The 22,575-nt window shown below is 37.0% G+C and carries 14 protein-coding genes; 2 read left to right on the top strand and 12 right to left on the bottom strand.

Translation table 11 applies throughout. The features are described 5' to 3' along the window. The first annotated feature begins 70 nt into the window (after positions 1–70). Complete coding sequence (locus tag prwr041_RS08740; protein ID WP_207153431.1) at positions 71–808, top strand: nitroreductase family protein; 738 nt, start codon at positions 71–73, stop codon at positions 806–808. Positions 809–943: 135 nt separating this feature from the next. Here the strand turns inward: prwr041_RS08740 and prwr041_RS08735 are convergent, their stop codons facing one another. The 12 genes from prwr041_RS08735 to prwr041_RS08680 form a co-directional block, all read right to left on the bottom strand. Then, positions 944–2,377: an MFS transporter gene (locus tag prwr041_RS08735; protein WP_207153430.1), complete on the bottom strand. Its 1,434-nt coding sequence runs from the start codon at positions 2,375–2,377 to the stop codon at positions 944–946. 37 nt (positions 2,378–2,414) lie between these two features. Further along, positions 2,415–3,317 (bottom strand): 5-dehydro-4-deoxy-D-glucuronate isomerase, encoded by a 903-nt coding sequence (gene kduI, locus prwr041_RS08730; protein WP_207153429.1) that lies wholly within the window; start codon positions 3,315–3,317, stop codon positions 2,415–2,417. Between the two features lie 7 nt (positions 3,318–3,324). Then, positions 3,325–4,770 (bottom strand): PTS galactitol transporter subunit IIC, encoded by a 1,446-nt coding sequence (locus prwr041_RS08725; RefSeq protein WP_207153428.1) that lies wholly within the window; start codon positions 4,768–4,770, stop codon positions 3,325–3,327. 222 nt (positions 4,771–4,992) lie between these two features. Continuing rightward, positions 4,993–7,470 carry a bifunctional UDP-N-acetylmuramoyl-tripeptide:D-alanyl-D-alanine ligase/alanine racemase gene (locus prwr041_RS08720; RefSeq protein WP_207153427.1) on the bottom strand — a complete coding sequence of 826 codons (2,478 nt, stop codon included), beginning with the start codon at positions 7,468–7,470 and terminating at the stop codon, positions 4,993–4,995. 123 nt (positions 7,471–7,593) lie between these two features. Next, positions 7,594–8,601, bottom strand: a complete 1,008-nt coding sequence (locus tag prwr041_RS08715; RefSeq protein ID WP_237072186.1) for a glycoside hydrolase family 53 protein — start codon at positions 8,599–8,601, stop codon at positions 7,594–7,596. 7 nt (positions 8,602–8,608) lie between these two features. Then, positions 8,609–9,511: a patatin-like phospholipase family protein gene (locus prwr041_RS08710; protein ID WP_207153425.1), complete on the bottom strand. Its 903-nt coding sequence runs from the start codon at positions 9,509–9,511 to the stop codon at positions 8,609–8,611. A 61-nt stretch (positions 9,512–9,572) separates the two neighbouring features. Further along, positions 9,573–10,508, bottom strand: a complete 936-nt coding sequence (locus prwr041_RS08705) for a DMT family transporter (RefSeq protein ID WP_207153424.1) — start codon at positions 10,506–10,508, stop codon at positions 9,573–9,575. A 104-nt stretch (positions 10,509–10,612) separates the two neighbouring features. Further along, positions 10,613–12,070, bottom strand: coding sequence for a D-xylose transporter XylE (gene xylE / locus prwr041_RS08700; RefSeq protein ID WP_207153423.1), 1,458 nt, complete (start codon positions 12,068–12,070; stop codon positions 10,613–10,615). Between the two features lie 162 nt (positions 12,071–12,232). After that, positions 12,233–12,805, bottom strand: a complete 573-nt coding sequence (locus prwr041_RS08695; RefSeq protein WP_207153422.1) for a chromate transporter — start codon at positions 12,803–12,805, stop codon at positions 12,233–12,235. A gap of 25 nt (positions 12,806–12,830) precedes the next feature. Further along, entirely contained in the window at positions 12,831–13,367 is a 537-nt protein-coding gene (locus prwr041_RS08690) for a chromate transporter (protein WP_207153421.1), read from the bottom strand. A gap of 2 nt (positions 13,368–13,369) precedes the next feature. Beyond that, positions 13,370–17,092, bottom strand: a complete 3,723-nt coding sequence (gene purL / locus prwr041_RS08685) for a phosphoribosylformylglycinamidine synthase (RefSeq protein ID WP_207153420.1) — start codon at positions 17,090–17,092, stop codon at positions 13,370–13,372. A 680-nt stretch (positions 17,093–17,772) separates the two neighbouring features. Continuing rightward, the gene (locus prwr041_RS08680) at positions 17,773–18,261 is read right to left on the bottom strand and encodes a peptidase associated/transthyretin-like domain-containing protein (RefSeq protein ID WP_207153419.1); all 489 of its coding nucleotides are present in this window, start codon (positions 18,259–18,261) and stop codon (positions 17,773–17,775) included. A 252-nt stretch (positions 18,262–18,513) separates the two neighbouring features. Between prwr041_RS08680 and prwr041_RS08675 the strand changes: the two genes are divergently transcribed. Then, entirely contained in the window at positions 18,514–22,461 is a 3,948-nt protein-coding gene (locus prwr041_RS08675) for a hybrid sensor histidine kinase/response regulator transcription factor (RefSeq protein ID WP_207153418.1), read from the top strand. Positions 22,462–22,575: the final 114 nt, after the last annotated feature.

The following is a 22,575-nucleotide window of genomic DNA, read 5'->3' as shown; positions in this document are numbered from 1 at the left end:
TTCACAAAATCAGTAACTTGCAAATTATTTTTAGTAACTTTGCGAAGTTAAAAATAAAACTTATAATATTATGATGTCAATAAGAAATCGAAAAACTATAAGAAAATACTCAGATAAGATTGTCAGCGAAGAACTACTTAATAAGTTACTTGAAGAAGCTGAGCATACACCTACGATGGGGAATTTACAATTATATAGCGTGATTGTTACACGTAGTAAAGATGGTAAAGAAGCTCTCGCACCTACTCATTTCAATCAACCGATGGTGACTGAAGCACCAGTTGTTCTCACTATATGTGCAGACTTTCGACGTACCAGCACGTGGGCTGAGAACAGAAAAGCAAAACCTGGATATGATAATTTTCTATCATTCATGAATGCTTCAACAGATGCGTTACTATACACTCAGTCATTCTGTAATCTTGCTGAAGGTGAAGGGCTTGGCACATGTTATCTTGGCACAACTATCTATATGCCACAAATGATCATAGACACCCTAAAATTACCCAAGCTTGTTTTTCCTATTGCAACGATAACATTAGGATGGCCTAATGAGGAACCGAACATATCAGATCGACTTCCGTTAAGCGCTATAATACACAACGAGCATTATGAAGACTACACGCCTGAGAAAATAAATGATTATTATACCGAGAAAGAAAATCTTAAAGAGAATATTCAGTTCGTTGAAATAAACAAGAAAGAAACACTTGCACAAGTTTTCACAGACATAAGATATACGAAAAAAGACAATGAGATAATGAGTAAGGGAATGATTGATGCATTAAAGAAACAAGGTTTCATTTAATAAATTAGCTTTTCGCTTTATTCAATACAAACATTAAATAGGTAGTAACATTACAATATGCCCCCCGAAAGTTATATAACTTTCGGGGGGCACTTTATATTTAGAAATTCATGAAATTATAATTTCATGATTACATTATGCAGCAATTGGTTTATACTTAGGAACAAGTACCTTCATCAATAACCATGCAATAAGATATGCAAAAGCACAAACACCAAACATGATTGCGTAAGCAGTAGATACATCACCATTATTAGCTACGCGGTAGTAATCTTCTAGGCGTCCAGCCGTTATCTGAACAAAAACGCCACCTAATCCTCCAGCAGCAGCACCGATACCTGTGACAGAACCAACTGCCTTCTTTGGAAACATATCAGAAACTGTAGTAAATAAATTTGCAGAGAAAGCCTGATGAGCAGCTCCTGCAATACTTATAACAGCGACAGCAGCGATAAGTCCGTTCATTCCGTTAAACTTAGCAACAGTCTGAGTGAAGATAAGAAGTAATGGGAAGAAAGCTATAATTAACAATGAGGTCATACGCGCTTTATATGTCTTCCATCCCCTGTTAATAAATGACATTGGAAGAGCACCACCATAAACAGAACCGATAATAGCAATACCAAATACAACGAATGTTGAAATCATCACAGTATATTTTGTATCATCAGGGGTCATATCAGAACAGAACTGCTGTTTAATATAAGTAGGCAACCAGAAGAGCAAGAACCACCATATACCATCAGTCATGAACTTACCAAGAACAAAAGACCAAGTCTGGCGATAGCATAACATTTTATACCATGGTATTTTTTTTGCAGGAGTATTATGTTCTGATTCTACTACAGGCTTAACAAATTCCTCATCACTATTGATATAATCAAATTCAGCCTGATTAATCTTACCTTTTTTCAGCATATCAGCAGGTGAAGCATATAGCTTGAACCAGAATATCAACCAGATAAATCCAATAAGACTAGTTATAATGAAAGCCATCTGCCAACCATGAAACAGTCCCATAAAAAGATGATGACCGTTAATAGAAGGATTCCATGCAGCAAGAATTGGCGGAATAGCAAGAGCACAAATCATTGCACCTACATTTGAACCAGAATTAAAGATACCAGTAGCAAGTGCACGTTCCTTTTTAGGGAACCATTCCGCTACAGTCTTAATGGATGCTGGGAAGTTACCAGACTCACCTGCTCCAAATAGTCCTCGTGCTGCCAACTGAGCACCAAGACTTTTACCAGCAGCAGCACTGAAGAAGCCTGCTATTGACCATAAAATCAAAGAAGCTGCAAGTCCTAGTCGTGTACCAATTTTATCAATTATAAAACCAACTATCAATGTAAAACCTGCATAAAAAGCGGTGAAAACAGAAGTTAGTATTGAATAATCAGTAGATGTCCAACCGAATCCATTAGGATCGCAGAAATAGTCTTTAAGATAGCCTATCACATTACGATCCATGTAATTTACGGTAGTAGAAAACAGCAGTAGACCTGCTATGGTCCAGCGGTATTTTGTCATAGCATTACCATCTGAACCAGAATTTAAGTTGCTCATTTTCGTTGTTATTAGGTATGAAAGATGTTGTCTGTTTTTATTTTAAATCTGGTATTTTAACTATCTGCATATCACCATAGTCAAGATTTTCTCCTGCCATGCCCCATATAAAGATATAATTGCTAGTACCTGCTGCGCAATGAATACTCCATTGTGGAGAGATAACAGCTTGCTCATTGTTCAACCAAATAGGACGAGTTTCTTGTGGTTCACCCATTATATGGCATATTTTCTGACCTTCAGGAACTTGAAAATACAAATATGTCTCCATTCTTCTCAAATGAGTGTGTGCTGGCATTGTATTCCAAACGCTCCCTGGTTTCAATTCAGTAAGTCCCATTTGCAACTGACATGTATGAACACCTGCAACACCATCAATAATAAGTTGATTAATAGTGCGAAGGTTACTATCCTCTGCTCTACCGGCATTGATAACCTTAGCATCCTTCATACTAACTTTCTTTATCGGATAAGCCTGATGAGCAGTAGCCGAATTCATATAGAACTTTGCAGGTTTTGCAGCATCCTTTGATTCAAGAGTGATTTCGTAATCACCACGACCAATGTAAAGAGCTTCCTTAAATTTCAGTTCATATTTTTTATTATCAACAGTAACAATTCCATCACCACCGATATTAATAATACCAAGCTCACGCTGATGAAGAATATGATCTACTTTCAAAGGAGCAATAGCCTCAAGTTTTATCGGAGCATTAACAGGTTCTGCACCTCCGATAAGAAAACGGTCATACATACTATACACCCAGTTAACTTCCCCTGGAGCAAAAACTTTTTCTATTGCAAATTCCTTACGAAGACGCTGTGTATCATAATGCTTAGCATCTTCAGGGTTACTAGCCCATCTTACTTCATAATTTGTCTGTGCCATTCCAAATGTAGCTGTTAGGCATAAAGCCATTGTTAAAAATATCTTTTTCATATTATATTTATTTTTTACTTTCACTCTTCACAATGCGTCTGCGATTAATAAGCATCAGTACTAATGTTACAGCGGTCAACAGCCCCATACCAACATATCGTAAAGAACTGGTACATTTATATATTATCCAGCCGAACAAACTTGAAGCAAAGTCTAGAGCACCGCCTGAAAAACCATCAGGAATCTGAGCAGCTTTATCACCTGTCTCAGCGAAAACAGATGCTGCAGCCTTTGTAAACGCAGGAGCCATATCTGTAACAAAATACAAACCAAATATTAAAGCCACTAAACCAATAACAAAAGTTTTAGCAACATTACCTTTAGTATAAGGCAATACCATAGGAAATAAATAAAACATTCCTGCTAAAGATGCCAATGGAAGGAACTGATTACCTGGAAGGAATACAGCTAAGACTAAGATTGTTGGTATAAGGAACAAGGAAACAACCAATGTTGTAGGATGTCCGATAACCAAAGCAGGACTCATACCTATATATATTTTTTTACCATTAAACTTTTTGTTTACAAGTTCCTTTGTCTTTTCTGAAATTGGCATCAAACCATCTATAAACAATTTAGTGATACGTGGTATAAGTTCCATAACGGCTCCCATAATAACACCAAGTGACAAGATATTCTTTACTATTGTCATAGCTGCATCTGTTGACGTTGTAGTGGCATCTGCCTGTTGCAATTCCTTAACATAACCACTAAAGTCTGCAATATGTCCAGCTTCACCGAAAAGAGCAATCAATCCTCCAACGATAACACCAAGAACCAAAGGATCTCCTAGTTCACCAAATTTTTTCTTTAATCCTTCTGCATCAACATCAAGCTTACTGAAGCCAGGTATCTTATCAAGCACCTTATTAATTATAATAGCAAAAGGCATAAAACTTTGGCAGAAAGGCTGAGGAATAGAAATACCTTCCAAATCATAATATTTCTGGAATTTTTCTGCTGTAATATCAGCGCATACAAGAGTTATAATATAGCAAACGATAGCTGCAAAATATCCCCAAAGTAAGCTCTCACCCATAACAAAATAAGCGACAGCACCTATAAATGCAAAATGCCAATAATTCCACAAATCAATATTAACTGTACGTGTAGTCTTTGTGACGAGCATTAAAAAATTAACACCTAAGCATATAGGTATTATCAATGCACCAACAGCTGTGTTATAAGCTACAGCGGCAGCGGCAGGCCATCCCATATCAAACACCTTAAGTTGTAGATGATAGAAATCTGATATTGAACTCAAAGGAGTATTAAAATTAGTTGTGAGCAAAGCCGTAACAACTCCCAAGCCAACAAAGCCGACGCCAACAAAGAGTCCGGACTTCAAAGCCTTTCCAAAGTTCATTCCAATACACAAGCCGATGATGGTAAAAAGAATAGGCATCATCACACTGGCACCAAAGCTAATGATATAGCTGAAAATCTGTTCCATTTAAATTTTCGATTAATAATTTGTAGTTTCGCTTTCTATAGGTTTTAAAATCATGGGCGCATTTTTCACCCATTGCTCGCAAAGTTAACAAAAACTTTTCACATAACGATACAAATTATCAAATAGATATACTTAAACGTTTACGTTTTAATATTATTTGTGTCAAAAAAACTGCGGATCTCATTATAGATTCGCAGTTTATCATATTATAACTATTATTTATCAATCTTGAAAATAGACTCTCTTTACACGATTACTTATACCTGTAAGCACTTCGTAAGGAATAGTTCCGATAATATCACTCAATACAGTTACTGGCAAATTGTCACCGAAAATTTCGACACTATCACCTTCCTTGCAGTCTATTCCTGTGACATCAATCATTGCCACATCCATACATATATTTCCAACGTAATCAGCCTTTTTACCATTAACAAGACAATATCCATTACGATTACTCAGATGCCTGTCCAGTCCATCAGCATATCCTATTGGGATAGCAGCTATAATACTATCTTTATCCAGAATTGTTTTACGGCTGTATCCTACACTTTCACCTGCAGGAACATTACGCAACTGAAGAATTGTAGTCTTCAATGTGCTTACATTATTTATTATTTCGTTGTTACGTGAATTTATACCGTAAAGTCCCAATCCAAGTCGACACATATCCATCTGCCTTTCAGGGAAGTGCTCTATACCAGCGCTGTTATCAATATGGCGAAGTATTTTATGATCGAAAGCACTTTGAAGTTTACGGCTTCCTCTCTCAAACAGTTCAAATTGCTGAGCACTGAATTTATCAAAGTCATCACAGTCAGAACCAACGAAGTGACTAAACACAGAACGTGGTATTATCGCATTCTGATGTTTGAGCCTTTTAATAAGTTCTTCCATATCCGTATCAGGATTGAAGCCCAGGCGATGCATACCTGTATCAAGTTTAATATGTACAGGGAATCCAGTTATACCTTCTTTTTCAGCTGCTTTTACAAGAGCATCAAGTAAACGGAAAGAATAAACTTCTGGTTCGAGATCATAATCAAATATGGTTTTAAAAGCAGTCATCTCCGGATTCATTATCATTATGTTGCTAGTGATACCATTCTTACGAAGAGTAACTCCTTCATCCGCAACTGCAACTGCCAAATAATCAACACGATGATCTTGAAGAGTCTTCGCAATCTCTACACTACCAGCACCATAAGCATCTGCCTTTATCATGCAAACCAACTTTGTCTCTGGCTTCATAAAAGAACGATACCAGTTCAAGTTATTCACTACTGCATTTAAATTAACCTCCAAAGTTGTCTCATGTACCTTCTGTACAAGAAGCTCTGTTATCTGGTCGAATCCAAACTGACGTGCACCCTTTACAAGAATAACTTCGTCATGCAAAGACTTGAACACCTCGCTTGCAACAAATTCATCAACGGTTGGGAAAAAGTTCTTTTCACCAACAGTGACAACATCAGCATTAGCAGAAAGTTCAGGACCAATTCCAATAAACTTAACTACTCCACGTTTATTGCACAATTCACTCACCTCACTATATAATTCCTTAGCGGCCATGCCACTTTGGTAAATATCACTCAATATCAATGTATGTATACGTCCCTCATGATCAGGACGGCGATTCATGAAATCGAGAGCGATGTCTAAAGAATTAATATCTGAATTATAACTGTCATTAATGAGAGTGCATCCATGTTGCCCCTCTTTAACTTCCAAACGCATAGCTATAGGCTCAAGCTTCTGCATACCTTTATCAAGCCTATCAGCAACTAAGCCTATTTTCAATGCTACAGCAGCACAGATAATAGAATTGGTAATAGAAGCATCATCTATAAAAGGCAGAGAATAACTATTTTCTTCACCATTATATATATATGTAACTGTTGTGGTATTTTCTTGCTTATCTATTTTTTTAACATACATTGGTGCATGCTTATCCTTCAGCGACCAGCACAGTTTTTCACCCTTAAAGTCATCAAGTTCAGAAACAGCTTTACTTACAATATCATCATCTTCATTATACACAACGGTCTGAGCATCATGGAATAGCACTAGCTTTTCATTGCATTTTTCATCTTTCGTTGAAAAGTTCTCTTGATGAGCCTCACCTAAATTAGTCAAAACAGCAATAGTTGGCTGTATGATATCACGCAAAGCCAACATCTCGCCAGGTTTGCTAATGCCAGCTTCAAACACACCTACCTGAGTATGTTCATTCATAAGCCAAACACTCAAAGGCACACCTATCTGCGAATTATAACTACGGGGACTGCGAGTAACAAACAGATCATCACCAAGTAGTTGGTTAAGCCATTCCTTAACCATTGTTTTTCCATTGCTCCCAGTAATGCCGACAATAGGAATATTAAATTCGTCACGATGTCTCTCAGCTAGGCGCTGCAATGCCTCAAGAACATTAATGACTTTCAGAAAATTCGCATCCTTATATAATGTATCATAATTTGCTGGAACATCTGCGACAACAAAGTTTTTAACTCCACGTCTGTAAAGTTCTTGTATATAGTTATGACCATCATTTCGCTCAGATTTAAGGGCAAAGAATAACGTTTCCTCTGGGAAACAAAGAGAGCGACTGTCTGTAAGGATAAATCCTATATTAGCATCACTCTCGCCAAAACGACGCGCACCTATCAGTGTGGTTACTTTTTCAATAGAATATGTCATCGTATGATATTTATATTTTAATTGCAAAATTACCGCAAACAAATGAAATAACAAAATAAAATTCTTTTTTATTTATTATTTTCACCCACTGATAAGTTATAACGTCATAATATCAACGATTTATCATTTTGCAAAAGCCTTCATTATCTCTGTTGGACGATGATTGTCAAATGCTCCTAGCGGATATTGTCCCTCAAGTTCAGGTGCCCAATAGAACACTCCATGGCAATGTCCTCCGCAATCATTTTTAGCTGCATTTATAAGAGCTTTCATAATGATATACCCTTCTTTTGGATGTTTTGCTTCTGCACCAGTCTCGACAATCATGGTTTCCTTTCCATATTTTTCATACAGATGTTTTATATTGGCTGTACAATCTCGAACAGTACCTTTCCAATCACTCTCCAATTTAGCCATTACATCCCAATAAGGATAAACACTTAGCCCTATCATATCATAATGTGTACCATATTTTTTCAATCCATCAAAGATAAAATCATATCGTTTTTGGTCACATCCTCCATCAAGATGTATTATGACTTGAGCATTTGGATACACCTTTTTTACTGACTGATAACCAGCTTCTGTAAAGCCAGCATATTTTTCCATATTATCACTTGCACGTCCCATAGGCCAAAGGAAACCGTTTGTAGTTTCATTTCCAACTTGAACCCATTTCACGTCAATACCATTTTTTTTCAGAAGTGACAAAACATCTTCTGTATGTTCAGCTAAAGCATTTTTCATTTCATCATAACTCATATATTGCCATGCTGCAGGAATGTGCTGTTTGCCTGGATCTGCCCACCAATCACTATAATGAAAATCTATCATAATAGCCATATCATAGTATTTGGCACGTTTTGCCATTTCCAAAACATCTTCTGCTCCAGACCATCCACCACGAGGATTCACCCATACACGGAGTCTAACAGCATTCAATCCCAATTCTTTCATCAGAGCTGTATTTTCCCTAATCTCGCCCTTAGTGTTATAAAGTTTTTCTCCACTACTTTCCAACTGGGTTGTTCCACTTATGTCTGCTCCCAACCAAAAAGTATTTTTATCCTGAGCATTAGCATTATTGATGCTGATGACAGTAAAAAGAAAGGCTATTAGTAATTTTCTCATTATAAAATTATTTATTTTCATATTCATCAAGTTTACGAGTCATCTCGTCACGTCCATATTGATATATTTCCTTTGCTTGTGAGAAGTCAAAAAGTCCGAATTTATCCATCGGTAGTTCCACCAAAATATCAGGTGGATTTAATTGTATTGCTAACTTGCAATTTGCCTGTATTGACATGTGAACAACTCTTACCGCCATATTCATATAATTTCCAGACAGGTCTGGTTTTAAAAAAAATAACATTGAACGCAATACACGCATTGCTTTATTATTATCTTTTTTCTTTTTCACATAAGCATCAAAAGGCGTATTATCAGGACCATTCACATTAATGGCGATAAGTTTATCACCCGATTTCCTATCTACCCTGTTTAATGGTAATATATTATGTACACTTCCATCAACATAAATATGATTATCACCATCGCACATTGGCTTGAAGAAACATGGTACAGAAACAGAAGCACGGATAGCCGTTTTCAAAAATCCATTTCTAAAAACCTTTTCTTCACCGCTTACCACATCAGAGGCGCAACAACAAAACTTTATATTTAGATCTTCTATTTTTGTATTACCAACAATTGAATTTATGATTTCCATAAGTCGCTTGCCACTTGCCACATGATCAAGTCCCAACGAGATATCCATAATAGAAAGCATCTGCTTCTTGTCTATTCCTAATATAATATCTTTCAATTCTTTCAGTTTGCCACAGGCATACATACCTCCGACAAGTGCTCCCATCGATGTTCCTGCAACAGATGTTATATTATATCCTCGTTCCTCCAAAACTTCTATTCCTCCTATGTGCGCAATTCCACGAGCTCCCCCTCCACCAAGGACAAGTGCTACATCCTTTGATTTGCGCATAAACGAAAACCAACCTTTTATCGTTTCAAGTATATTCATATTCTATAATTTATTCTCGTGATCGCCACAAAGATAATTATTTTTCGTTATTATCAATAACTTATCCAAGAAAAAACATTGCAACTCCTACTACAGAGATACAAGCACCCATTATTTCTTTCCAAGTAATATGCTGATGAAACATATATCGCGACGGTAGCAATATAATAATCGGAGTAAGTGCCATCAGTGTACTTGCTATTCCAGCCGCAGTATATTGCACCGCCATAAGAGAAAATGCCACACCAACGAAAGGACCAAATATTGTTGTCGCTATAACTGCAACCATTATTTTGCCATCACGAAAACTATTACGAAACTTTCCAAAACTTTTATTGAATATCATCAATACAGTAAATCCGCCCAAACCGGCAAGACATCTGAAGAAATTTGCACAGAATGGCAACATCCACGGAGTGCTTATCGCCACATCATGCGGCATACTTGCCTGATAACTATCAAGTCCGACTTTACTTATTACTAATCCAATACCTTGACACACAGCTGCAACAGCCGCATAAAATACTCCGTTTAACGGCAACTTCAAAGAAAGCAGATGATTGTCGCCACGTCCTAGTATGGATATTGATATTCCAGCCAAAGTAACAAACATAGCCAATATACTCATTATTTGTAACTTCTGTCCAAGCAATATCCATGCTGTGATAGCTGCCGAAAGCGGAGCTAATGTCATAAACAACTGTCCAAAACGCGAGCCAATAATGGTGTAGCATTTCATCAAACAATAGTCACACATCACAAAACCAACAAAGCCAGACAAAGCCATCCAGCAATAAGCCTCAGTAGATCCTTCAGCCGGCAACGGCCTGCCAAATACAACAAGAAACATAACAACTGAAAAAGCAAGAGCAAAAACCATTCTCAACATGTTGAGAGTGATACTTCCCAAGCGTTTACTTGCATACTCACTAAGAATTGCCGTTATCGTCCACGAGAAGGCTACCCCCAAAGATATTAACTCACCCAAATATTGCATGCTGCAAAGTTACGCTTTTTTGTCAGCATATTGGAAGGTTCACACAAGAAAAAATCCCAAGAAATTATTCTCGGGATTTATTTCTTTTAAATCGTAAGTTTATGTTATTTTTTCCAAAGTTTAGTCATATCTTCCAATGTCTTACCTTTCGTTTCAGGAACAAGCTTCCAAACAAAGACTGCGGCGATTACACAAATCAAACCGTAAATGCCATAAGTGAACCAATGTCCGAAGTTGTCTCCATGAGACAAATGCATATTGAACATCGGAACGAAAGTTGAACTGACAATAAAATTGAATATCCATTGGAATGCCACTGCAATAGCTACAGCTGTACCACGTATGGTGTTAGGGAATATTTCAGCGATGAGTACCCAGCAAATAGGTCCCCAACTGAACATGAATGATGCACTATAAACCATAATGCTAAGCATTGTCAAAATGTTGAGTGAAGGATTGCCAAAAGTTATCGCAACACCTAGAGCACCGATAGCCATACCAATAGATCCACATATAAGAAGTGGTTTTCTTCCAAGTTTCTCAACAGTAAACACAGCAACAAGAGTAAATGATATATTCACTATTCCCATTATTACTGTCTGAACCATAGGATTTTCCATACCCATATCCTGGAATATACGAGGTGCGTAATACAAAACAGCATTAATACCAACGGCCTGTTGGAAAACACTAAGCATAATACCAATAAAGATACACATAAATCCGTAAGAGAAAAGTTTCTCTTTCTTTACTGAGATTGTATTCTTAATATCACTTAAAATTTCTATCGCTTTTTCTGTCCCATTTATGCGCGTGAGCACGTCAAGAGCCTTTTTATCCTGTTTTATCATTACAAGATAGCGAGGTGTTTCCGGAACGAAGCAAATAAAAATTGTAAACAATGCAGCTGGTATACATTCTGAACCAAACATATATCTCCAACCTGTCGTAATAGTCCACTGTGCATCTGCCATATTCGCAATAGCTCCTGCTGCGTTGTATATAGGATTTGAGTGACCTCCAAGAATTATGAAATTTACGAAATAAACAACAAGTTGACCGAAGATAATAGCAAACTGATTCCAACTTACTAGCATACCTCTTATGTTACTCGGAGCAACTTCACCAATATACATTGGACAAATTGCAGAAGCCATACCAACACCTATACCACCAAGGACACGATACAGATTAAAAACGACAAGTAAATTCAGAGTTGGTTTACCATTCGTTAGTATCCATGATTCTGGATACATAGATCCCCATGCTGATATAAAAAAGCATATACCCGCAAACACGAGAGAATTCTTTCTTCCAAGCCTCATCGCAAAAAGCCCCGACAGCGAACTACCGATAATACATCCAATTAATGCGCTCGACGAAGTTAAGCCATGCATAAAGTCGGTGTACTCAAAATCCGTTGCTCCACGAAAGAATGCTTGTAATCCTTTTTCGGCTCCAGAAATAACTGCAGTGTCGTAGCCAAAGAGTAACCCTCCTAGTACGGCAACCATTACAATAGAAACAAGGTATACTTTTGACCCTTTTTGATTTTGTCCCATGTTTTATTAGATTTATAATTATATGTACATTTAATAGTTATATTACGTTTAAACACCTTGGTTCCCCATAATATTCTATGAAAAAAGCATAAAAACCTCTTTAAAATATACAAATAGTCTTGTTGTTTTTCTATGGCAGACTATCGGCAATCGTAGCCTATATTAATATAGCAGTAGCAATCCAGCGAAAGCAGCACAGCATATCATGCTCAAAGGATTAATTTTTACTAGTTTTGTTCCTATAAACGTTGTGGCAAACAATCCAACACTAATCCAGAATGTCCAAGGATCAGAAGGAGTAGAGAAATTTTCAGGAGTCATAAGTAGAAGAGTAGCCGCAGCAAGAAGACCAACAACAGCAGGTCTTAAACCAGAAAACACATCCTGTATTATAGGTAAATCCATATATTTCATAAACATCTTACTTATCACAATCATCAATACTAATGAAGGCAGAATGATTGCGGCTGTAGCGGTAAGTGAGCCAAGTATTCCTATAGATTCTGAAAATCCAGCATTGCGTATAGCAGTATATCCACAATACGTAGCCGAATTTATGCCAACAGGTCCTGGAGTCATCTGACTAATGGCTATGACATTAGTAAATTCACTTACAGTGAGCCAATGATAGCGTGTCACGACCATACTCTGTATAAGAGAAATCATGGCATAACCACCACCAAAGCCAAACAAGCCAATCTCAAAAAATGCTATAAAAAGTTGTATGAATATCATAATATTGATTTCAATATAATAATGTTTATTCAGTAGGTCTTATATACTTACCATAGAGAAATCCACCAAAACCAGCAGCTACAATCACCCAAATTGGATTAACACCAAGTAACCAGATAGCAATAGCACCTATTGTAGGTATCCAACAATTATAAATATTGATGTTCGCACTTTTAGCAAGATTAAATGTTGGAACGGCAATAAGAGCAACAACTGCAGGACGTATGCCAGCAAATATGGAAGCCACAATTTTGTTGTCTTGAAACTGATGAAAAAACATCGCTATTAGGAGTATAATGAAAAAAGACGGTAATGCCGCAGCGATAGCAGTGCAGACTGCTCCAGATATTTTTTTCAGTTTGTATCCAATAAAGATACTGATGTTGATGGCGAATACACCTGGACAGCTTTGAGCTATTGCGACAAGATTAACAAATTCGTCCTTGTCTACCCATTTATATTTGTCAACAACATCAGCTTCTATCATTGGAATCATGGCATAGCCACCACCAAAGGTGACTAAGCCAATCTTAATAAATGTCTTGAATAATGTCCAATACATATTTATATTTTTTCCTCTATCCACTTTCTTGCATTGACAAATGCCTCAATCCAAGGAGTGACCTCATCATTTTTACGGTCAAGTGGATAATAAGCATTCTGCCAAGGGAAGATAGCACGCTCAGGGTGTGGCATCATAGCAAGATGACGACCATCGTCAGAGCAGATACCAGCTACATTATAATCAGAGCCGTTTGGATTACCTGGATATTCAGCATAATTGTATTTTGCTACTACATTATAATGGTCTTCTGGTTCTGGAAGATAGAAGCGACCCTCTCCGTGAGCTACCCATATACCTAGTTTATTATTACTAAGGCTTCCTAGAAGAACACTCTTATTTTGAGGGATACTCAATCCTAAGAATGCACTCTCAAACTTCTTAGAGTTGTTATGGCATAGGTGACTTCTGTGTTCATGCTCTGGATTGATTAAATTCAATTCCACCATCAACTGACAGCCGTTGCAAATACCAAGACTCAAAGTATCCTCGCGGGCATAGAACTTATCAAGAGCTTCTTTTGCCTTAGGATTATAAAGGAAAGCTCCAGCCCATCCTTTGGCACTGCCAAGAACATCACTGTTAGAGAAACCACCACAGAATACGATAAAGTTGACATCTTCCAGAGTCTCACGACCACTGATAAGATCAGTCATCATTACATCCTTTACATCAAAACCAGCAAGATACATTGTATAAGCCATTTCGCGCTCACCATTAGTACCCTTCTCACGTATAATTGCGGCCTTAACTCCTGTTGACTTTCTGCGATTAATATCAATACCATAACTTGCAAGTGTACCCTTGAAATCCTTATTGTAGCAAATTTCAATAGGTTGCTTCTTATAGTTTGTATAACGCTTCTTTGCCATACCGTTCATACTCTGATCACGATCAAGAAGATAAGATGTCTTGTACCAAGTATCACGAAGAGAATCTATATCGAACTCATTCTCTTTATCTCCGTTCTTAACAATAATCTTACGACTATTAGGAGTAGGATAACCAATCTTAGCATATCCGATACCTTCGTCATCAAGGAATTTCTTCAATTCTTCCTTATGTGCATCGCTGACCTGAATGACAACACCAGGATTCTCTGCAAATAAAGTCTTAACGATATCATCGCTTGCGATGTCATGAAGATTAACATTGATACCACCATTCTCATTTGCGAAAGTCATTTCAAGAAGAGTACTTATCAAACCACCGGCACTGATATCATGACCTGCCATTATCCAACCGCGCTTTACAAGTTCCTGAATAGCATTGAAACAATCTACAAAATATTCAGGATTCTTCACTGTTGGAACATCACTTCCGACCTTGCCCAAACTCTGTGCAAATGCACTACCGCCTAGATGCTGTTCATCAAAACTGAAATCTATATGATAAAGACTTGAATCCTTATCATTTACAAGTACTGGGCTTACTGTTTTCTTCACATCACTGACTTCACCGCCTGCACTTACAATAACAGTTCCAGGAGCGATAATCTTCTCACCATTAGGATATTGTTGACTTAAAGATAGAGAATCTTTACCTGTAGGTACGTTTACATTAATGTCACAGCAGAAATCACTCAATGCCCTTACTCCTTCATAGAGTCGTGCATCCTCACCCTTCTGAGAACGGCATGGCCACATCCAGTTAGCACTTAGACTAAGACTATCAAGTCCTTCTGCAAGAGGCGCCCATACTATATTAGTAAGAGCCTCAGCTACAGAGAGTACACTTCCAGCCTTTGGATCAGCAAGACCTGCTTGTGGTGCATGACCAAGAGAAGAAGATATGCCTTTTTCTCCACGGAAATCAAGAGCTACAACACCACAGTCAGACAATGGAAGTTGGATTTTTCCTTGTCCCTGCTGACGTGCAATCTTACCAGTTACAGAACGGTCTACCTTATTAGTCAACCAGTCCTTACAAGCTACAGCTTCAAGCTGGAGAACACGGTTAAGGTATTCGTTTATATTATCTTGTGAATAAGTGACATCGTCATATCTACGTTCAACAGTCTCATCAACCATAATGGTTTTAGGTGTGTGACCGAACATCTGAGCTACATCAAGGTCAAAAGGCTTTACACCATCACCCTGTTTGAAACTGAAATGAGCGTCACCCGTTGTCTCACCGACAACATACATCGGAGCACGTTCACGTTCAGCAATCTTCTGAACATGGTCAAGATACTTCTCATCAATAAGAAGTCCCATGCGCTCCTGACTTTCATTCGCGATAATTTCTTTAGCGCTAAGAGTCTTGTCACCGATAGGCAATTTAGTCATATCTATTTCACCGCCACATTCTTCAACAAGTTCAGAAAGACAGTTTAAGTGACCTGCACTACCATGGTCGTGAATACTAACAACAGGATTTTCATCCTCTTCAACCAATGCACGAACGAGATTATAAGCACGTTTCTGCATCTCTGGATTTGCACGCTGAATAGCATTTAGTTCTATTCCGTTGCTATATTTACCTGTATCAACAGAAGATACAGAACCTCCACCAAGACCAATGCGATAGTTATCACCACCAACGACGACAACTTTGTTTCCCTTTGCAGGTTCTTTCTTTAGGCAATCGCGTTTTTTGCCATATCCTACACCACCGGCAAGCATAATGACCTTGTCGTAGGCATATTTTTCATTATTTTCCTGATGTTCAAAAGTAAGTACAGAACCACAAATAAGTGGCTGACCAAACTTGTTACCGAAGTCACTGGCACCATTAGAAGCCTTAATCAAAATCTGTTCAGGGCTTTGATACAACCAGTTGCGTACAGGAAGTATATCTTCCCAGTCACGCTCAACATCTGTTTTTCCATTTTCATCTTTCAAACGTGGGTATGCAGTCATGTAGCATGCAGTTCCAGCGATAGGCCATGAACCGACACCTCCACCCATACGGTCGCGGATTTCACCACCAGTTCCAGTGGCAGCACCATTAAAAGGTTCAACAGTAGTTGGGAAATTATGAGTTTCAGCTTTTAGAGAAATAACACTCTCTATATCTTTTACTTGAAAATAGTCACTAGTACTTTGATCTGAAGGAGCAAACTGCTCTATTACAGGACCCTGAGCAAAAGCTACATTATCCTTGTATGCAGACAAAATCTTATTAGGGTTTTCTTTAGTGGTTTTCTTTATCATACTGAAAAGCGAAGATTCCATTTCTTTCCCGTCAATGATAAACTGTCCGCCGAAGATCTTGTGACGACAATGCTCAGAGTTTATCTGTGCAAAACCAAAGATTTCAGAATCGGTTAGTGGTCGTCCGTTTTCCTTCTCAAGTGTGTGGAGATAGGCAATCTCATCATCATTTAATGCAAGACCTTCCTCGTTGTTATATTTTTCGAGGTCGTCAACATACTTGATTGGTTCTGGGTTGTGGTTAACTGTGAATATTTCCTGATCAAGACCATTATACATACGTTGCAGCATAGGGTCATGTTCAGCTCCCTCTGAATCAACAGGGAAGTATTCCTCTATACGCAAAATGCCGCTAAGACTCATATTCTGGGTAATCTCAACGGCATTTGTACTCCAAGGGGTAATCATTTCACGGCGCGGTCCAACAAAGAAGCCTTCCAATTTTTGGGTTTCTTCCAACTTTGCATCGCCGTAAAGCCAGCAAAGTTCACTGATTTCGTTCTTGTCTGGCTGATGATCGAATTCAGTAGCAATAACACTCTTAGATTGAGTTCTAAAAAAAAGAATCATACTTTTTTATATTTTTGTAGGTGATATATTCGCTTTGCAAAGGTAGTGCAAATCACACACAATACAAAATAAAATGCTAATTTTATTTTTATTGTCGTGACGTAGCCTACTTTATTTAAAGGTAGTGCAAATCATACAAAATAAAAATATGAGGCACTTTATATAATGTATGCGCACATGCGCGCACATATGATTTTAGAAAAATATAGCGTCGTAGTGACTAAGCATTGATTATCAGCATACTAAGTTGTAAATCTACAATAATCAAGTGACGTTACAATGCCGTTTTTAGTGATGCAATAAATGCGGTTTTATCATATAAACTTAGACTTAATCTCGATTATACAATGAATATACTCAGCTCTAATAGTGTGATTTTATTGATTTTACGACTTACTGCGGATAGAAAATCGTTTTCACGAACAAACGTCTGCATTCTTATGATCAAACGTTAACGTTTCTACGATACGAAGTTTGCGTTTCTACGATCAAACGTTTACGTTTCTATATGGAAAAGGAAATCATATTTGACATTATGCAGACACGATGTTTTCAACTAAAAGCTATCTAACTTACTGATTACCAATAAATAGACATTTAGACGCTTATCTTTTTGCAAAACCTATGTACATTTTTCAAAATATCAAATACCTAGAAGATTTTGTTTATGAAACAAAATTCTAATATTTTTTCACAGCATCATGTGCCCTTCTCATCACACTTTTTTTCACCTTACTCCTACTTTTTTCAAATATACTCAACAAGTCTATTCCTGAAGGACCTTTAGGAGAAGTCATTGGATCATTAAACAAATTAGATACCATGCTACTTGTACTAAAGCCTATCTTGGGAGCTTTAGCTGTTATCACGACTGTGTTTATTGTTATTGCTTTTGGAATAAGGAAAGTTGAATCTTTCATGTTCTTAAGTTCCATATTTCTTCTAACATAACTATTATGAGTAAGCGTTATGCTAGTACAGTTTGGGTCAGAGATAAAGAAGTGTCCGTTTTTGTCAGAGTAGATTTTTTTATTCGTATTGGTATAAATAGCTACACCGTCTATCGGCTGTCTCGTCTCTATATCAATAAGTACGCCCTTTACCTGAGCATCAACATTACTTGTCAAAGCACAAAGTATAAACAATATTGGGAGTATCCTTATTTTCATATTCAATTATATATATCTTGCACAAAGTTAAGTTAAAAAAGACAATCACTTACAATACCACCGTTACTTTATATTTTCTTAAAACTTGTTGGGTTAAATATATCAAATTAATGCTATTATAACCATGAAGAATCAGATGATTTCTACAAAAATAACAGATTTTTAGGATGAATCAGATTAATTTACTATTTTTGCAATTGTAAGTGATTTTACATTAATCTATTTTGAAAGTTGAGCCGTAATTTTTTACATATGAGAAATTTAAGAACTATATGCCTTGTAATCGCAGTTAGTATAGCTAGTATATTGCATGCAAATGTATTGCCACAATATAGTCGCGACATGTTTATTTTCGATCATCTAGGTATGAGTAGCGGACTTTCGAGTCAGCGAATATATTCTATAATTGAAGGTCCTTATGGGGGAATGTGGTTCAGTTCAAAAAACGGAATAGACCGCTACAACGGAATTCAGATAAAGAACTACAATTTTAAGACCACAAAAATGTATAGCGATGCAAGCGGGCGTAACGTAAGAGTTTTTATTGCTAATGCAAGCATATACGCTTTTGATAACAAGGGGAATTTATTTATATATAACAGAAGACTTGATAGCTTTGAAAACAAGCTATCTCTAGATAGTCTTATTCATGGAGAGATTATACTAAACGATGTTTACGTTGATAAGAACTATAATATATGGTTCGCCATGAATACAGGACTATATACTATTACTCCAAACAAAAAACTTATAAGAGTTATTAGAAATAGATATATAAATAAATTGAATCATGTAGGAAATTCCCTTATAGCATGCGCCAATGACGGAATTATATTTGTTGATACCAAAAGATATAAAGCGGCAAATATTCTAAATAAAATAAACGCACAGGTGACCTATTATGATAAACTTACATCATACCTTTGGATAGGTACATTTCAACAAGGTATCAAGATATATGATATGCACCATCACAAGATTTCAAAATTTAAAGCTTTTGACAATTTACCAAAGACCCCTGTAAGAAGTATTATTCCAATGGATAAAAAGATGATGCTAATTGGTGTTGACGGAGGTGGTGTGTATGCTGCAAAAAGAGACGGTACAACCGTCAGTCTGCTGTTCAATGCCGATGATAATACCGGAAATGTTCTTCATGGTAATGGCATATATGATATATGTAGGGATCACTATGGCAACATCTGGATTGGCTCATATTCAGGAGGTATTGACATCGCTTATCCAACAGATAATGTAATGAAATTATTTCAGCATGAATATCTAAATAACCAGTCGCTGATAAATAATAACGTAAATGATGTTCTTGAGACTCAAGACGGTAATATATGGTTTGCCACAGACAGAGGCGTGAGTATATATAACAAGAAATTAGGTATATGGCATCATGCAATGACAGACAAGGTTGTACTTACATTATGCCGTAATGCTAGCGGTGTTCTTGCTGGGACTTATGGGAACGGAGTATATTCAATAAACAGTGAAGGAAGGGCATGCAGTATATATAGTGTCAGTAAAGGTACTTTAAAAACTGATTATGTATATTCCTTGTGGAAAGACAATGACAATACGCTGTGGATTGGGTGTCTTAACGGAGACCTTGTGCAAGTTGACGGAAACAAGAAAAAGTATTATCCCATTCAGTTAGTACAATGCATTACCGACATGCCAGATGGACGAATAGCTGTTGGTACGGTAAATGGTTTTTTTGCGGTAAACAAGGAAAGCGGTAGTTTTAAACAGTATTTTCTAGCTTCAGAGTTTCCGGGTAAAGATATAAACTCTTATGTACAGTCTATCTTGTTTGTCAACCATAATACGGCATGGATAGCTACAGACGGCGGAGGAATCTATATCTATGACATGAAGAAACATGTGATAAAACAAACAATAACAAAAGCCAACGGACTACCGTCTAATACGGTTTACACATTAGAAAAAGACAACCAAAATCGCATATTCGCAAGTACAGATATGGGATTATCGCTCATTCTTCCAGAAAAGGGAAATGACGTTATTGATATAAATTTTGTAAGAGGGCTTGATAGGGAATACAAACGAATGTCGGTGTGCAGACTTTCCGACGGGAAAATGGTATTCGGTAGCAGCAGCGGTGCTGTGGTGATAAATCCGGACAGAATATCACACCTTACATACAATGCAAAACTAATTTTGACTAAAATATCGCTTCTTGGAAACGACAATACCACGGATAAAGACTCTGATCTTAACGGTAGACTTTATGATATGCTTGCCTCAGGAGACATAACGCTGGATTACGACAAGAATACATTTGAGATAGATTTTGAAAGCATAAACTACAAATACCAACATGATATAGTCTATCAGTATATGCTTGATGGCTTTGACCGGCAATGGAGTGCACCATCCGAAGCACAAAACGTGAAATACACAAATCTTCCTTCTGGTAATTATAAGTTACTGATACGAAGTATTAGTCGCAATGACGGCAGAGTTCTTGATACAAAGTCGTTGGACATAACTGTAAATCAACCATGGTGGAACACATTTTTTGCATGGTTTATATATATATGTATAATGTGCGGTTTAGCTTATGCTGCTTGGAGATTTTATTTGGAACGTTTGGAACGTAGGTATTTTAACGAAAAAATAAACTTCTTCGTTAATACAGCCCATGATATTCGTACACCTCTTAGCCTCATCCTAGCACCGCTCAATGATATAGCTGCCGATAATTCGCTCAGCGATACAACTAGAAAGTATCTGAATGTAGCAAGGCAAAATGGTGGAAAGTTGTTGAAAATGGTTACAAAATTACTTGATTTCCAGAAAGCCGACAACGATGAAGTAAACATGTGCGTAAGTCCATTAAATCTTAAACAATTATTACAAACACAAATAGAAAAATTTGTTCCACGAACATCTCAAAAAAATATAATAATAGCATTAGAATCATGTCCAGAAGAAGAAAATGTATGGATGGATACAAATATGGCAGACAGCATATTTGAAAATTTGATTTCAAATGCAGTGAAATATACTCCAGAAGGTGGATATATAAATATATGCGCACGGATTGAAGATAATGAGATATGCATAGATATCGCTGATAATGGAATCGGTATTCCACAAACGGCACAAAAACATATATTTCAGAATTTCTACAGAGCCGATAATGCAATCAATTCCAATGAGACGGGAAGCGGACTAGGACTTATGCTAACGCACAGACTTATAAAACTCCATAAAGGAAGTCTCACATTCAATAGTTTGGAGAATAGCGGAACGGTTTTCCATATAAGACTGAAAAGAGGCTTTGAACATCTCATGGATTTTATTGATAAACAGGATGCAGATAGGAATAACAACAAAGACATATTACCAATAGAATCTATAGCTAGAGAAGAGGATGTACAATTGACAAATGATAAATCAAAAGACATCATGCTGTTTGTTGACGATAATGCCGAACTGCGTAATTATATCAGCATGACATTTCGAAATAATTATAATGTTGTCACAGTGGAGAGTGCAGAAGAGGCGCAGAGATATCTTGATAATGAAGTATGCGATATTATTGTATCTGATGTTATGATGCCAGGAATGGACGGAGATGAATTCTGCAAAATCATAAAGGAAAATCCAGATACATCTTTTTTACCTGTTATTTTATTAACAGCCAAGTCAGGCAGAGACTTCGTTATCGGTGGATTGAATGTAGGCGCAGACGATTATATCACAAAGCCATTTGACGTAGCAATATTAAAGGGTAAGATAGAAAGTATGTTAAGAAACAGACGCATACTTAGCAAATATTATATGGGGCGATCTATTGACATGGCAAGGAACGTGCAACCTGATGATAGTACAATTAGCCACATGAACAATAACGACCGTAAGTTTATTGAGAAAGCCACAAAGATAGTTATGGATAAAATATCTGATACTGATTTCAAAATAGACGACCTATGTATAGAAATGGCTATGAGCCGTACTCTGTTCTATGGCAAACTAAAAGCTCTTACGTCTCAGACTCCACAGGATTTTATAAGGATTTTGCGTCTCGAACGTGCCGCCGTTTTAATAAAAGAAGGTAATTCGGTATTAGATGTTTCTGTTATGACAGGCTTTGCGAACGTAAAACACTTCAGCACCACATTTAAGAAGCATTTTGGAGTTTCTCCAAGTAAATATCTGTAAATAAGCACTTTACTATATTATGGCAAAATTCCAATACTGATTATATGTCAGTATTGAAACTTTTTCTGTTTGTTTTGAAACCTATGCTATGAAGTATTGGATTAATTTTGCCAC

Origin of the sequence: Prevotella herbatica (assembly GCF_017347605.1) — a bacterium.
GTDB lineage: Bacteria > Bacteroidota > Bacteroidia > Bacteroidales > Bacteroidaceae > Prevotella > Prevotella herbatica.
This window is presented reverse-complemented; position numbering and strand designations above follow the sequence as displayed.

Bases quoted from the DNA above. Each gene is read 5' to 3' on its own strand.
- prwr041_RS08740 (WP_207153431.1), top strand. From the start codon at position 71: ATGATGTCAATAAGAAATCGAAAAACTATAAGAAAATACTCAGATAAG.
- prwr041_RS08735 (WP_207153430.1), bottom strand. From the start codon at position 2,377: ATGAGCAACTTAAATTCTGGTTCAGATGGTAATGCTATGACAAAATAC.
- kduI (WP_207153429.1), bottom strand. From the start codon at position 3,317: ATGAAAAAGATATTTTTAACAATGGCTTTATGCCTAACAGCTACATTT.
- prwr041_RS08725 (WP_207153428.1), bottom strand. From the start codon at position 4,770: ATGGAACAGATTTTCAGCTATATCATTAGCTTTGGTGCCAGTGTGATG.
- prwr041_RS08720 (WP_207153427.1), bottom strand. From the start codon at position 7,470: ATGACATATTCTATTGAAAAAGTAACCACACTGATAGGTGCGCGTCGT.
- prwr041_RS08715 (WP_237072186.1), bottom strand. From the start codon at position 8,601: ATGAGAAAATTACTAATAGCCTTTCTTTTTACTGTCATCAGCATCAAT.
- prwr041_RS08710 (WP_207153425.1), bottom strand. From the start codon at position 9,511: ATGAATATACTTGAAACGATAAAAGGTTGGTTTTCGTTTATGCGCAAA.
- prwr041_RS08705 (WP_207153424.1), bottom strand. From the start codon at position 10,508: ATGCAATATTTGGGTGAGTTAATATCTTTGGGGGTAGCCTTCTCGTGG.
- xylE (WP_207153423.1), bottom strand. From the start codon at position 12,070: ATGGGACAAAATCAAAAAGGGTCAAAAGTATACCTTGTTTCTATTGTA.
- prwr041_RS08695 (WP_207153422.1), bottom strand. From the start codon at position 12,805: ATGATATTCATACAACTTTTTATAGCATTTTTTGAGATTGGCTTGTTT.
- prwr041_RS08690 (WP_207153421.1), bottom strand. From the start codon at position 13,367: ATGTATTGGACATTATTCAAGACATTTATTAAGATTGGCTTAGTCACC.
- purL (WP_207153420.1), bottom strand. From the start codon at position 17,092: ATGATTCTTTTTTTTAGAACTCAATCTAAGAGTGTTATTGCTACTGAA.
- prwr041_RS08680 (WP_207153419.1), bottom strand. From the start codon at position 18,261: ATGAAAATAAGGATACTCCCAATATTGTTTATACTTTGTGCTTTGACA.
- prwr041_RS08675 (WP_207153418.1), top strand. From the start codon at position 18,514: ATGAGAAATTTAAGAACTATATGCCTTGTAATCGCAGTTAGTATAGCT.